10 protein-coding genes are annotated in these 12,913 nt (G+C 61.7%); 7 read left to right on the forward strand and 3 right to left on the reverse strand.

The genetic code is table 11. The features are described from left to right. Positions 1–7: 7 nt before the first annotated feature. From PMI32_RS12130 to PMI32_RS12105, 6 genes are read left to right on the forward strand one after another with little or no spacing between them, the layout of a single operon-like run. Positions 8–709 (forward strand): ABC transporter ATP-binding protein, encoded by a 702-nt coding sequence (locus tag PMI32_RS12130; RefSeq protein WP_008030527.1) that lies wholly within the window; start codon positions 8–10, stop codon positions 707–709. Next, positions 693–1,916 carry an ABC transporter permease gene (locus tag PMI32_RS12125; protein ID WP_008030528.1) on the forward strand — a complete coding sequence of 408 codons (1,224 nt, stop codon included), beginning with the start codon at positions 693–695 and terminating at the stop codon, positions 1,914–1,916. Before PMI32_RS12130 ends, PMI32_RS12125 begins: the two co-directional genes overlap by 17 nt. Next, complete coding sequence (locus PMI32_RS12120; RefSeq protein ID WP_008030530.1) at positions 1,906–3,450, forward strand: SUMF1/EgtB/PvdO family nonheme iron enzyme; 1,545 nt, start codon at positions 1,906–1,908, stop codon at positions 3,448–3,450. The genes PMI32_RS12125 and PMI32_RS12120 overlap by 11 nt, the downstream gene beginning before the upstream one ends. A gap of 34 nt (positions 3,451–3,484) precedes the next feature. After that, positions 3,485–4,216, forward strand: coding sequence for a hypothetical protein (locus PMI32_RS12115; protein ID WP_008030532.1), 732 nt, complete (start codon positions 3,485–3,487; stop codon positions 4,214–4,216). A gap of 4 nt (positions 4,217–4,220) precedes the next feature. Beyond that, positions 4,221–4,727: a hypothetical protein gene (locus PMI32_RS12110; RefSeq protein WP_008030533.1), complete on the forward strand. Its 507-nt coding sequence runs from the start codon at positions 4,221–4,223 to the stop codon at positions 4,725–4,727. 56 nt (positions 4,728–4,783) lie between these two features. Further along, positions 4,784–6,226 (forward strand): vWA domain-containing protein, encoded by a 1,443-nt coding sequence (locus PMI32_RS12105; protein ID WP_008030535.1) that lies wholly within the window; start codon positions 4,784–4,786, stop codon positions 6,224–6,226. Positions 6,227–6,379: 153 nt separating this feature from the next. On the opposite strand, the gene PMI32_RS12100 is transcribed toward PMI32_RS12105, so the two are convergent. After that, positions 6,380–8,356 carry a methyl-accepting chemotaxis protein gene (locus PMI32_RS12100; RefSeq protein WP_008030537.1) on the reverse strand — a complete coding sequence of 659 codons (1,977 nt, stop codon included), beginning with the start codon at positions 8,354–8,356 and terminating at the stop codon, positions 6,380–6,382. 182 nt (positions 8,357–8,538) lie between these two features. Continuing rightward, complete coding sequence (locus tag PMI32_RS12095) at positions 8,539–9,459, reverse strand: LysR substrate-binding domain-containing protein (protein WP_008030538.1); 921 nt, start codon at positions 9,457–9,459, stop codon at positions 8,539–8,541. Between the two features lie 158 nt (positions 9,460–9,617). Here PMI32_RS12095 and PMI32_RS12090 point away from each other — a divergent pair, with 158 nt between their 5' ends. Continuing rightward, the gene (locus PMI32_RS12090; protein ID WP_008030540.1) at positions 9,618–11,012 is read left to right on the forward strand and encodes a NorM family multidrug efflux MATE transporter; all 1,395 of its coding nucleotides are present in this window, start codon (positions 9,618–9,620) and stop codon (positions 11,010–11,012) included. 100 nt (positions 11,013–11,112) lie between these two features. On the opposite strand, the gene PMI32_RS12085 is transcribed toward PMI32_RS12090, so the two are convergent. Further along, positions 11,113–12,786 (reverse strand): putative bifunctional diguanylate cyclase/phosphodiesterase, encoded by a 1,674-nt coding sequence (locus PMI32_RS12085; protein WP_008030543.1) that lies wholly within the window; start codon positions 12,784–12,786, stop codon positions 11,113–11,115. Between the last annotated feature and the right edge of the window lie 127 nt (positions 12,787–12,913).

Consider the following 12,913-nt stretch of genomic DNA (forward strand, 5'->3'; position numbering starts at 1 on the left):
GACGCCCATGCTCGATATCAGGAACCTGCTGGTGCGCCGTGGTGAAGGCGCGCTGGCCCATCACGTGCGCCTGCCGCACTTGCAGATCGGCGGCGGGGAAATCCTCGCCATCACCGGCGAGAGCGGCAGCGGCAAAAGCACATTGCTTGAGGCCATCGGCCTGCTGCTGGCACCGGTCGAGCTTGAGCGCTTTCGCCTGGGCGCAACGCAGGATCAGGACATCGCCCGATTGCTGGCCACGGATGATCAACCGGCTTTGGCGGCGGTGCGTTCGCGGCATCTGGGGTTCATTTTGCAAAGTGGCGGCCTGCTGCCGTTTCTGAGCGTGCGCGACAACATCAGCCTGCCGCGCCGTTTGCTCGGCATGTCGGCACACAGCGCGCACATCGACCACGCGGTTGAGGTATTGCGCCTGCAAGGACTGCTGGATAAAAAACCGCAGGCGCTGTCGATCGGCGAACGCCAGCGCGTGGCCTGCGTTCGCGCCATTGCCCATGAACCGCTGCTGCTGTTGGCTGACGAACCGACCGCCGCGCTCGACCCGCACAGCGCCCGGCGCCTGTTTGAATTGCTGCTGAGCCTGGTGTCGAGCATGGGCCTGAGTGCGCTCGTGGTATCCCATGACTGGGCCTTGTTAAAGGATTTCGGCTTGCCGCGACTCGGCGCTATCAGCCGTCAGGGAGAGACTCTGTTTGAACCGATGGACTGACCGACTGCGCCTGCTGGGCACCCTGGCCCTGCAAGACCTGTGGCACGACCGCAAGGTGTCGCTGTGCATCGCCGCGTCATTGGTGGCGGTGATCGCGCCGTTGTTGCTGCTGTTCGGCCTCAAGCACGGGGTGGTCAGCCAGTTGCAGGACGAACTGCTGCGCGACCCGCGTAACCTCGAAGTGAAGATGCTCAGCAACGGCAACTACGACAGTGCCTGGATCGAGCGTCTGCGCCAGCGTCCCGAGACCGGGTTTGCCCTCGGCCAGACCCGTTCGCTGAACACCCAGGCGGACTTGCTGATCGGCATGCAACGCTTCGTCGAAGGCGCGGAAATCATCGCCACCGAACCCGGCGACCCGCAACTGAACCTGCCGGAACTCAACCCCACCGGAGATCAAGTGATCCTCAGTGCCCGCGCCGCGCAACGCTTGCAGGCCAAGGTCGGCGATCGCGTGCAACTGCGCGTGCTGCGTCGTCTGGAAGGCGTGAATGAGCGCGGCGAAATGTCGCTGAGCGTGCTGGCGATTCTCGATGGCGCCCGTTTCGGCCGCGCCGCCGGGTTTGTCGCCCCGCCGTTGCTGCTGGACCTGGAGCGCTTTCGCGATGGCTATCAGGTCAGTGCGTTCGGCATCACCACCGGCAAGCCTCTGGGTGATCTGCAACCGCTGTATGCCCGCGCTCGCGTGTATGCACACGACATCGACCAAGTGGCGCCGCTGGAGCGCTGGCTCAACGAACAACACATCGAAACGTCGAGCCGACTGGCCGACATCGACAACGTCAAAGCCATCAACCATGTGCTGGGGCTGATCTTCGGTGTTATTGCCCTGGCGGCATTGATTGGCTGTGTGGCGTCGATGGTCGGCGCGTTCCTGGCCAACATCGACCGCAAGCGCAAAAGCCTCGCGGTCCTGCGCCTGCTGGGGTTCAAACGCACGGCGGTCGCCGGTTTCGTGGTCGTGCAAGCGCTGTTGCTGAGCCTGGCCGGCTACCTCGGCGGATTGGGGTTTTACGCTGTCGGCAGTCATCTGTTCGACTACTTGCTCGGCAGCAGCCAGGCCACCGGCACCTTTGTCTGCCACATCACACTCTGGCATGGCCTCGCCGCCCTGCTTCTGACCTTTCTGGTCGCTACACTGGTGGCCGTGATCGGCGCCGTGCGCGCCATCAGCATCCAACCTGCGGAGAGTCTGCGTGAGCTATAAACGTTTTGGCTTGCTGTTGCCCCTGAGCCTGGGCTACTTGCTCGACGCTTCGGCGGCGGGCTGGGAAGAGAAGTATTACAACCCGATGCCCGAAGCCAGCGACGTCGTTTTGCCGATGCCGTGCGAAGGCTCGATGGTGTTTCGCAAGGTGTTCATTCCCGTCACCGGACCGCTCGACGACTACCCGATCAACATCGGTCAGGACGGCGCGGAATACGGCTATGTCGAACAGACTCGACCGACGTTTATCGCTGGCAGTTTCACCGGCGCCAAGAACGACAAATCCCGCTACTACCTGATGGCCAAGTACGAGATGAGTCAGTTGCAGTACGCCGCCCTGACCGACGAAACCTGCCCCACCGCCGCGACCAAGATGCGCCTGCCGCAAGTGGCCGTGAGCTGGGTGCAAGCCGTCGAAGCGGCTGACAAGTACAACCTGTGGCTGCGCAAGAACGCCGCCGGCAAGCTGCCGAAAGAAGACGGCGCCCTGGGCTTCCTGCGTTTGCCGACGGAAGTCGAGTGGGAGTTCGCCGCGCGCGGTGGCCTGGAAGTCGGTGCGGCGGAATTCCGCGATACACGCTACCCGATGCCCGACGGCATCAACGCTTACGAGTGGTTCGCCGGGGCGCAATCGTCCAACGGCAAACTGCAGTTGTCCGGCCTGCAAAAGCCCAATCCGCTGGGCCTTCACGACATGCTCGGCAACGTCGACGAAATGATGTTCGAGCCGTTTCGCCTGAACAAACTCGACCGCCAGCATGGCCAGGCCGGTGGTTACGTGGTGCGCGGCGGCAATTACCTGACCGCCCAGGCCGACCTGCGCACCGCGTTGCGCAAGGAAGAGCCGTACTACAACGCCGAAGGCCAGGTAAAAAACAAAACCACCGGCCTGCGCCTGGTATTGGTCTCGCCGACCCTGACCTCTCGCGAACGCGTGGCCAGCATCGAAAACAGCTGGAAGAAACTCGGCACCGGCAGCAAGGAAACCGAATCCGCCGACAAAGGCACGGTTCAGTCGCTGAATACGCTGGCCTCGGGCGTTGAAGACAAAGCGCTCAAGGAAAAGCTCCAGGCCCTGGAAAACCAGCTGCGCGCCAGCAACCAGCAGCAGGAAGAAACCCGCGACCAGGCGATTCGCGCCAGCCTCAATCTCGGTGCGTTCCTGTGCACCAAGATGCTCGACGACGGCCAGTACGTGGATTTCCTGCAGAAAAACTACAAGCTCAATTGCGAAGCCGCCGAAAAAGACGCCAGTTGCGACATGCGCAAGGGCAAGCTCGACGAGCAGAAGGATCGCCTGCACAAACTCAGCCGTTACTACGCCAGCAGCCTGGTGGAGTCGGCGACGTTGTACGGTCAGCCGCTGCTCGAGGCACAGGTTCCGGTGATGGAAGAAATCATCACCCGAAACAAACAGCTTCAGGACCTCAAACCCTACTTGCGCACGCACTGGGCGAATCAGAAGACCTTCCTGCAAAAACAGAAGATCGACACTGAGGCCTGGCTGACCAGCTGCAAGACCGTCACTCAATAACAACACGTCAACACCGTCATCGAGGAGTTTCACCATGTCGCGCAGCCTTTGGACTCGCTTCAAACTACAGATCGCATTCGTCGTTGCCGGCAGCCTGTTGCTGACTGGTTGCGCCAACACCGGCAGTTCGATGCTCGGCGGCAGCGAAGGCGCAGACCCGCGCCTGACCCAGGGCAATGACGCGGAGTTCTTCAGCAAGTCCGGTTACCAGGCCTGCGCCGTCGGCGCCGGTGTCGGCATCCTCGGTTGCGCGCTGTCCAACAGCAGCAACAAGGCCGTCTGCGCCATCGCCGCCGGTATTACCGCGTGTGGCGTGGCCATGGGCGCGAACTATTATCTGGATCAACGTCGCAGCGAATACGCCGACACCTCCACCCGTCTGGCGAAGATGAACAGCGAAGTCGAGCAAGACACGCGCAATGTGATTGCCCGTACCGAGACTGCTCAGCAAGTAATCAAGGATGACCAGGCGCGTATCGCCAAGATCAAACAGGACATCGCCAGCAAAAAGGTCGACAAGACCAAAGCCCAGACGCAAATCGCCGAGATCGACAACAACATCGCAATCTTGCGCAAAGACCTCAGCAACATGCGCAAAAAAGTCACCGAGTACAGCAAAGTGGCCGATGCCGAACGCGCCCAAGGCTCCAGCGCCGAGATGAAGCAGGTGGATGTGAGCATTCTGAAAATGAACGAGAAAGTCGCTGCCTTGCAGAAGGAAGTCGACGGTCTCTACAGCCAGCGTTCCGCAATCACTCTGGGTTAAGCACATGACGCTACGACAACTGGCGGTCCTCACCGCCGTCCTCGCCTTGAGCGGTTGCGCGACCCAGCCGGGCGAATGCGATGCGACCAATCGCGACAGCAGCATGCTGACCAAGATGAACTGCGACTACTCTGGTGGTTACAGCGATCAGGTCAAACAAAAGGAACAGGCCCTGGCCGAGTCCCGCCAGCAAAACGCGATGTTCCGTCAGGTGTACGAGAACATTCAGGCCCAGCAGCTCAGCACCAAAACCGATTTGGCCAGCCAGCAGAAATCCCAGGCTGAACTGAACCAGTCGCTTGGCAAGTTGCTGACCTCACTGAAGGCGCGCCATGGCAACGAAAGCCAGGTGCAAAAGCAGATCGCCGGGCTCGAACAGCAGCTCAAGGACTCGCAGACTGCACCGGTGGCCAAGCCTTCAAAGGCGGCCCTGGCCGCCAAGCAGGAACAACTGAAGGCGCTGCAGAAAAAGGTCAATCAACTGCAATTCAGCCTCGGTTACGAAGAGTAACTTTTCACCCGCAGGCCTCCCGCCGGAGGCCTGCAGCCTTTTCAGGAATCGACGTCATGCAGCGGGTCATCAGGGATGCGCAAGCCACACCAGAGGGGATGAGTGCGCTGCAAGCCAAAGTCGCCCTCATCCAGAAACACTTTCCGCCGACCGTCTCCAGCCTCTTCGCCATCCCGCGAATGGGCAGCGGCGAGGTGCTGGAATGGTGGACCGAACTGGGTGGCCAACCTACGCCCTATGCCGACCTCAACGAGGACGCTCAACGGCGATTACTGGAAACCTATGAAGTGCGTCAGACGTCCCTTGGACAGTTGGCGGACGAACTGCAAAAACGCGGTCAGCCCACGGAAGCGGATGACCTGCGCAGCCTGCTCGGCGCGCCCGAGCTGGACAAACTCTACAGCCTCAACGGTGAGCCGTTGGTGGTGCGCTGGAACCAGCGTCCGCCAAAACCGGTCGTGCCGCCGGTGGTTCCGCTGGCTCCGGTGGCCGCCGTGGCGCCTTCGCGCCGTGGATGGTGGATCGCCGCGGCATTGCTGGCACTGCTGTTGTTGCTCCTGGCGCTCTGGGCTTACTGGTGGTTTATGCACCGGGAAAAGGTTGTCCCGGTCGAACCGGTCGCCCCGGTGGTGACACCGATCGAGAAACCGGTTGAGCCTGTTCCCGAGCCGGTAGTAGAGCCGGAGCCTGTAGTGGAACCGAAACCCGTACCGGTTCCCGAGCCAGAACCGGTGCCGGTGCCCGCCCCCAAACCGGTCCCGCCGCCAAAACCTGTGGTGGCCGCCCCGCCACCGCCGCCACCGCCGCCCCCAGCACCGACGCTGGACAACTTCGCGTGCCGCAAAAAAGCGCCAAACGCGGAGATCCCGCAATTCGTGGTGGTGCTCGACACCTCGGGTTCAATGGATTTGAACATCAGGTCGGTAAAAGCCGACGAGGACTGGTTCTTCGGCAATGAGATGAACAAGTATCTGGACCCGAACCGCACCATGCAGATCTTCGCCAAACCCAGCCGCATGGACGTCGCCAAGGACTCGCTGGCCGGCATGATCAACGGACTGGACCCGAAAATCGACACGCGCCTCATTACCTTCGCCGGCTGCGAACGCACACCGGACCAGGGCGTGTTCAAGTTTGGCGACCGGCCACGGCTGATCAACGGGATTCGAGGGCTGGTTCCCAACGACGGCACACCGCTGGCCGACAGCCTGGCTTACGCGGCAAGCACCGTTGACGGGCGTAATAACGATGCCGTGATCGTGATGTTCGTCGACGGTGAGGACGGTTGCCAGAAAGACGCTTGCGCGGTGTCCCGCCAAATCGCCAGGGAACAACCACGCCTGCGGGTCAACGTGGTGAAAATCGGTGCCGGTGGCCCGTCACGCTGCATTGCTGAAAACACCGGTGGCCGGGTTTACAACAGCACCAACGCGGCGGAACTGGCCAAGCAGTTGAAACTCGCAACCAAGGAAGTGTCGAGCAACGCCAAGTGTGATTGATTGGCTGATCCGTAATTTGCGGTGACCCCTTCGCGGGCAAGTCGGATCGCCGCACCGCTCGCTCCTACAGGTCCAGCGTCGTTCACAAATCAGTGAGACGCCGCTCGTCCTGTAGGAGCAAGGCTTGCCCGCGAAGGCGATTTCAAAGGAGACTCAACGAAACCGGTCAACCTCTTGGCGCAGTTCCGCCGCCAGGCTCTCCAGCTCTTTGGCGGTCACCGCCAGGTTCGACACCACTTCCCGCTGCTCGCTGTTCGCCAGCGCAATGCTTTGCAGGTTGCTGCTGAGCAGGGTCGCGGTGCTGCTCTGCTCCTGGGTCGCGGTGGTGATCGCGGCGAACTGCTCACCGGCGGAACGGCTTTGCTCATCGATCCGCGCCAGTGCCGAGGCGACATTGGCGTTACGCGACAAGCCTTCCTGCATCAAGACTTTGCCCTGCTCCATGGTGCTAATGGCATTGCCGGTTTCCTGCTGGATGCTCTGAATCATCCCGGAAATTTCGTCGGTGGCCTGGCGAGTGCGTGAAGCCAGGTTGCGCACTTCATCGGCCACCACCGCAAAACCACGGCCCTGCTCACCGGCACGCGCCGCTTCGATGGCCGCGTTGAGCGCCAGCAGGTTGGTTTGCTCGGCAATCGAGGTGATCACCCCGACAATGCCGCCGATTTCCTGAGAACGCTGACCCAAGGTGTTGATCACCGTGGCCGTGCTGTTCAGCGCGCCAGCGATTTGCTCCAGGGACGAGGACGCTTCACCCATCGATGTACGACCGATCTGGGTTTGCTGTGCGTTTTCCTGCGCCAGACGCTGAGTGCTGCCCATGTTGTCGGCAATGTTCAACGAGGTGGCGCTGAATTCTTCCACGGCACCAGCCATGCTGGTGATTTCGCCGGACTGCTGCTCCATGCCTTCATAGGCACCGCCAGACAAACCGGACAAGGCCTGGGCACGGCTGTTGACCTCTTGCGAGGCCCGGCGGATGTGCTCGACCATCGTCGACAGCGCTTGGCTCATCTGATTGAAGGCACGGGCCAGCTGACCGATTTCGTCGTTGCTCGACACGTCTAGACGCACGCTCAGGTCGCCGGCCCCCAGGGCTTCGGCCTGACGCACCAGATCACCCAGCGGCGCGAGTTTGCTGCGCAGCAGCCAGACTGCCGAGCCGACCGCGATCAACATTGCCAGCAGGCTGCCGATCGCCAATTGAATGCCGACGCTCCAGGTCACCGCGCTGATTTCGTCTTGCGGCATGCTCGCCACGACCGACCACGGACCGTCCTGGAACGGCACGGAAACACTGTAGAAGTCTTCGGACGTGTCGCTCCAGAAACCGCCCTCGCTCGGGGTTTTCGCCAGGGCGGTGATGGCTGGAACGGCTTTATCCAGCGCTTCCACGCCGGCGATCGGTACCAGCCATTTGTTCTGCTCGTCGAGCAACGCCAGGGAACCGGTCTTGCCGATGCGGAATCGCTTGAGGTTTTCGAACTGGGCTTTCTGCGCGTCGGTGTAGTCGAAACCGACATACAGCACGGCAATGACCTTGCCGCCGCTGTCGCGTACCGGGGTGTACTGCGACATGTAGTAGCGTTCAAAAAGCAAAGACCGTCCGACGAAACTCTGCCCCGCCATCAAACGGGCATAAGCCGGGTTCGCATGATCGAGAACAGTGCCAATGGCACGACTGCCATCCTGTTTGGTGACGTTGGTACTGACCCGAATGAAGTCCTCGCCGCTGCGCACGAACACCGTGGCCACGCCGGCGGTCATCTGCTTGAACTCGTCCACTTCCTTGAAGTTGTTATTGAGCACTTCGCCGCCCAGTTGCAGGCCCGGAGTCTGGGTGCCCGCCACGTTCACCGGCGCATCCGGGTGCACGCTCAGCCCGCCACTGAAACGCTTTTCGAACAACCCCGCAAGGCGCAGGGTACTTTCACGCAACGTGCCGTGAAACGTACTCAACTGGTCGGCCAGCAACCGCGCCTCACTGGCCAGGTGCTCTTCGCGGGTGGCGAGGTTGGCCGTGTCCAGTGAACGCAGGGCAAACAGGGTACTGCCGCTGATGACAATCGCCAGGATAATGGCGAGCGCAAGGCCAAGCTGTGAGGCAATCCGGGCACGAGGTTGAGACATGACAGCTCCTGGCCGAGCGATCTGATCCTCCTTGATCGGCTACTCAGCATAATTTCTAATAATGGGGAATTACGTCGAACCTGCACGAAGGTTCCATCTGCAGATTTTCGGCGGCAAACCTGAATACTTGAGTAAATAGCCGGGATATGGCTCAAGGCCGCTATTTCAAGGGCTCTATCGATTCAGCACAAGTGTTCGACGTCCGGCAATTTCATCGCCCGCACCTCGCCTTGCAGGAAATCACTGAGGCGGCGCAAACGTTCACCTCCCGGGCGGGTTTTCGGCCAGACGAGGTAATAATTCTCACCACTGGCGACGGCGGTCGGCCACGGCAAACTCAGACGGCCCTGCGCCACATCTTCGGCCACCATCAACAGATCGCCCATCGACACGCCATAACCCCGGGCGGCGGCGATCATTCCCAACTCCAGCGTATCGAACACCTGCCCGCCCTTGAGCGACACCTGATCCGTCAGCCCCATGCGCTCCAGCCAGTTGCGCCAGTCACGCCGGTCCGGCGTCGGGTGCAGCAGTTCGGCATGGGCCAGGCGCGCGACGTCCCACGGTTGGTCCTTCAGAAGATTCGGTGCACCGACCGGAATCAGCTCCTCCGGGAACAGGAGGCTCGCCTCCCAGTCCGGCGGAAAATGCCCATTGCTGAGGATCACGGCGCAGTCGAACGGCTCATGGTTGAAGTCCACTGAATCGACGTCCATCCAGGCGCTGGTCAGTTGCACTTCGTTGCCCGGTTGCAGGTGGCGGAAACGGCTGAGCCGCGCCAGCAGCCAGCGCATGGTCAGGGTCGACGGCGCTTTCATGCGCAGGATGTCATCTTCAGCGCGCAAGGTATTGCAGGCCCGCTCAAGGGCGGTGAAGCCTTCGCGAATGCCCGGCAGGATCAGCCGCGCCGACTCGGTCAGTTGCAAATTGCGCCCGCTGCGATGAAACAGCCGACAGGCAAAATGCTCTTCAAGCGTACGAATATGCCGACTGACCGCACTCTGCGTAATCGACAACTCTTCAGCGGCACGGGTAAACGAGCTATGCCGCGCCGCCGCTTCAAATGCACGAAGGGCATACAAGGGAGGAAGACGACGGGACATACGGAAAGCTCCTATAGCGTAATTTCGTCAACTTATCAGAAACTCACCAGGATGAGTTTTAATCATGCCACCCATCCTTTTTATCCCTTTGTGCAAACCCCGCAGAGCGCCGAGAATCGACGCTTTCCTGTTCTCTTTGATAATCGGGCGTGATGACCATGCAGCATCCAGCACGTATTGAACTCTGGGCCATCCTGCGGCTGGCGGGGCCGTTGATTGCCTCGCAGTTGGCGCACATGCTGATGGTCCTCACCGACACATTGATGATGGCGCGCCTGAGCCCCGAGGCATTGGCTGGCGGCGGACTCGGCGCGGCGACCTATTCGTTTGTGTCGATCTTTTGCATCGGCGTGATTGCAGCGGTCGGCACGTTGGTGGCGATCCGTCAGGGCGCGGGCGATATCGTTGGCGCGGCGCGGCTGACCCAGGCCGGGTTGTGGCTGGCGTGGTTGATGGCCCTCGTCGCCGGGCTGCTGCTGTGGAACCTCAAACCGGTGTTGCTGATGTTTGGCCAGACCGAAACCAACGTCCAGTCAGCCGGGCAGTTCCTGTTGATTTTGCCGTTCGCCTTGCCCGGCTACCTGAGCTTCATGGCCCTGCGCGGTTTCACCAGCGCGATTGGCCGGGCGACACCGGTGATGGTCATCAGCCTCGGCGGCACGGTGGCCAACTTCGTGCTCAATTATGCGTTGATCACCGGGATGTTCGGCCTGCCGAAAATGGGCCTGGTGGGTATCGGTCTGGTCACGGCAATTGTTGCCAACCTGATGGCCGTGGCGTTGGCGCTGCACATTCGGCGGCACCCGGCGTACGACGCGTATCCATTGCGCCAGGGCTTGTCGCGGCCAAACCGGCAGTACCTGAAGGAGTTGTGGCGCCTGGGTCTGCCGATTGGCGGCACCTACGCAGTGGAAGTCGGGCTGTTTGCCTTCGCCGCGCTGTGCATGGGCACCATGGGCAGTACGCAACTGGGCGCGCATCAGATCGCGCTGCAGATCGTCTCGGTGGCGTTCATGATTCCGGCGGGGCTTTCTTATGCGATCACCATGCGCATCGGCCAGCATTACGGCGCCGGGCAGCTGCTGGACGCGCGGCTTGCCGGGCGGGTCGGGATCGCCTTTGGCGCAGCGGCGATGCTCGGTTTCGCGATGGTCTTCTGGCTGTTGCCGAATCAGTTGATCGGCCTGTTTCTCGATCACAACGACCCCGCGTTCCGCGACGTCATCAACCTGGCGGTGAGCCTGCTGGCGGTGGCGGCTTGGTTCGAGCTGTTCGACGGTACGCAAACCATCGCCATGGGCTGCATTCGCGGGCTCAAGGACGCCAAGACCACGTTCCTGGTCGGGTTGGGTTGCTATTGGCTGATCGGCGCGCCCGCCGCGTGGTGGATGGCGTTCCATTTGCACTGGGGGCCGACGGGTGTCTGGTGGGGCTTGGCGCTGGGCCTGGCGTGCGCGGCGGTGAGCCTGACGCTGGCGTTCGAGTGGAAGATGAAGCGGATGATTCGGCGGGAGCCGACATCGCAGCGTTTCGAAGTCGCCCAGCCCGACTGAAATCCCTTGTAGGAGCGAGCCTGCTCGCGATGGTGTGTCAGCCGACACTTTCTTAGCTGACACACCATCGCGAGCAGGCTCGCTCCTACAGGGATTCGTGTCAGCTCACGATCTCTAGCATCGGCTGCTGACTGCTGCCAAAACTCAAATACTCAATCAGCTCCGTCAATGGCAACGGCTTGCTGATCAGATAACCCTGCACCTGATCGCAACCAAACCCGCGCAACAGATCCAGCTGCTCCGGCGTTTCCACGCCCTCGGCGACCACTTCAAGATTGAGGTTGTGCGCCAGGTTGATCATCGCGTGCACCAGTTTGCGATTCTCTTCGCGCCCTTCCATTCCGCCGACGAAACTCTTGTCGACCTTCAGCAAGGCAATCGGCAGGCTGTTGAGGTGCACGAAGGACGAGAACCCGGTGCCGAAGTCGTCGAGCGAGAACCGCACGCCCAGGCGCCCGAGGGCATCCATGGTCTGTTTCACCAGATCGCTGCGGCGCATGACCGCCGTTTCGGTCAGTTCGAATTCCAGCCACTGCGCTTCGACGCCACGCTCGGCAATCAGCCGGCTCAGGGTCGACAACAATTGGCTGTCCTGAAACTGGCGGAACGACAGGTTGATCGCCATGTGCAGCGCCGGCAGACCGAGCTCGCGCAACGCCTGCATGTCGCGCAACGCGCGGGAAATCACCCAGTAACCGAGTGGCACGATCAAGCCGCTTTGCTCGGCCAGTGGCACGAACTCGCTCGGCGGCAGCAACCCACGCTCGGCATGGCGCCAGCGCACCAGGGCTTCGAGGCCCACGATCTGCCCGTCCTCAAGGTTCAGGCGTGGCTGGTAATGCAGTTCCAGCTCATCGCGACGCAACGCCCGGCGCAGCTCGCTTTCGAGGTCGGCCATGCTGCGGGCATTGCGGTTGATGCGTTCGTTGAAGATGTGAAAGGTGCAGCCTTGAGTGCTCTTGGCCTGCTGCATGGCGATGTGCGCGTGCCACATCAACGGATCGGCGCCGGCCTGGGCGCGGGCGTGGGCGATGCCCAGGCTGGAACCGATCAACAGGCTTTCGCCGTCGACCCAATAGGGCTCGGCCAACGCTTCGGTGATGCGTTCGGCCATCCATTCGGCGCGTTGCGGCGCGCGGCGGGTGTCGATCAGCAGGGCGAATTCATCGCTGCCCAGCCGCGCCAGTTGATCGCCGGCCTCGAGCTGGCTTTTCAGGCGCGCGACCACTTGCAGGATCAAGCGGTCGCCGGCCTGATGGCCGAGGGCGTCGTTGGCGTGGCGGAAGTTGTCGAGGTCAAGGTGTCCGAGGGCCAGGCCACGGCCGTCGTTTTCCGCCAGTCGCGCGGCCAGCAAGGTCTGGAAACCCTGGCGGTTGGCGATGCCGGTCAGCGGGTCTTGCTCGGCCAGGCGTTGCAGGGTGTTTTCCAGCACGCCGCGCTCGCGCACATGGCGCAGGCAACGGCGCAACATGCCAGGGTCGAGATGATCGCGCACCAGCCAGTCGCTCACGCCATCGGGCGGCAACAGCGGCTCCTGTTCGAGCAGCAACACCGTTGGCAAACTGCAACGGCCGGGCGCCGGCTGAAGGGCCGGGATCGTCAACAACACCGCGCTGCGGTTGTCATCAAACAGAGCGCTGACCGACTCCCAGCGCGGAGCGCTGATGAGCACGGCCGAGCTCCCCATTGGAGCCAGACACTCGCGCAACAACGCTGCCCACGCTGGCTCTTCGGCCAATAGCAGCAAACGCAAGGGTTCGACAGGCGTAGACAAGCTAGCTCCCTAGACTCTGCAATGATGTAGGCGGCGGGCATTATGCCGTGCCGATAACCAATGACCAACGACATCAGTTATCAAACGAGGCCTTTGTATCCGGAATTACGAACATTAGTCGCAAATT

This window comes from Pseudomonas sp. GM60, from assembly GCF_000282415.1.
Taxonomy (GTDB): domain Bacteria; phylum Pseudomonadota; class Gammaproteobacteria; order Pseudomonadales; family Pseudomonadaceae; genus Aquipseudomonas; species Aquipseudomonas migulae.

Coding starts and splice junctions, on each gene's coding strand:
- PMI32_RS12105 (WP_008030535.1), top strand. CDS start 4,784: ATGCAGCGGGTCATCAGGGATGCGCAAGCCACACCAGAGGGGATGAGT.
- PMI32_RS12090 (WP_008030540.1), top strand. CDS start 9,618: ATGCAGCATCCAGCACGTATTGAACTCTGGGCCATCCTGCGGCTGGCG.
- PMI32_RS12110 (WP_008030533.1), top strand. CDS start 4,221: ATGACGCTACGACAACTGGCGGTCCTCACCGCCGTCCTCGCCTTGAGC.
- PMI32_RS12095 (WP_008030538.1), bottom strand. CDS start 9,459: ATGTCCCGTCGTCTTCCTCCCTTGTATGCCCTTCGTGCATTTGAAGCG.
- PMI32_RS12115 (WP_008030532.1), top strand. CDS start 3,485: ATGTCGCGCAGCCTTTGGACTCGCTTCAAACTACAGATCGCATTCGTC.
- PMI32_RS12100 (WP_008030537.1), bottom strand. CDS start 8,356: ATGTCTCAACCTCGTGCCCGGATTGCCTCACAGCTTGGCCTTGCGCTC.
- PMI32_RS12130 (WP_008030527.1), top strand. CDS start 8: ATGCTCGATATCAGGAACCTGCTGGTGCGCCGTGGTGAAGGCGCGCTG.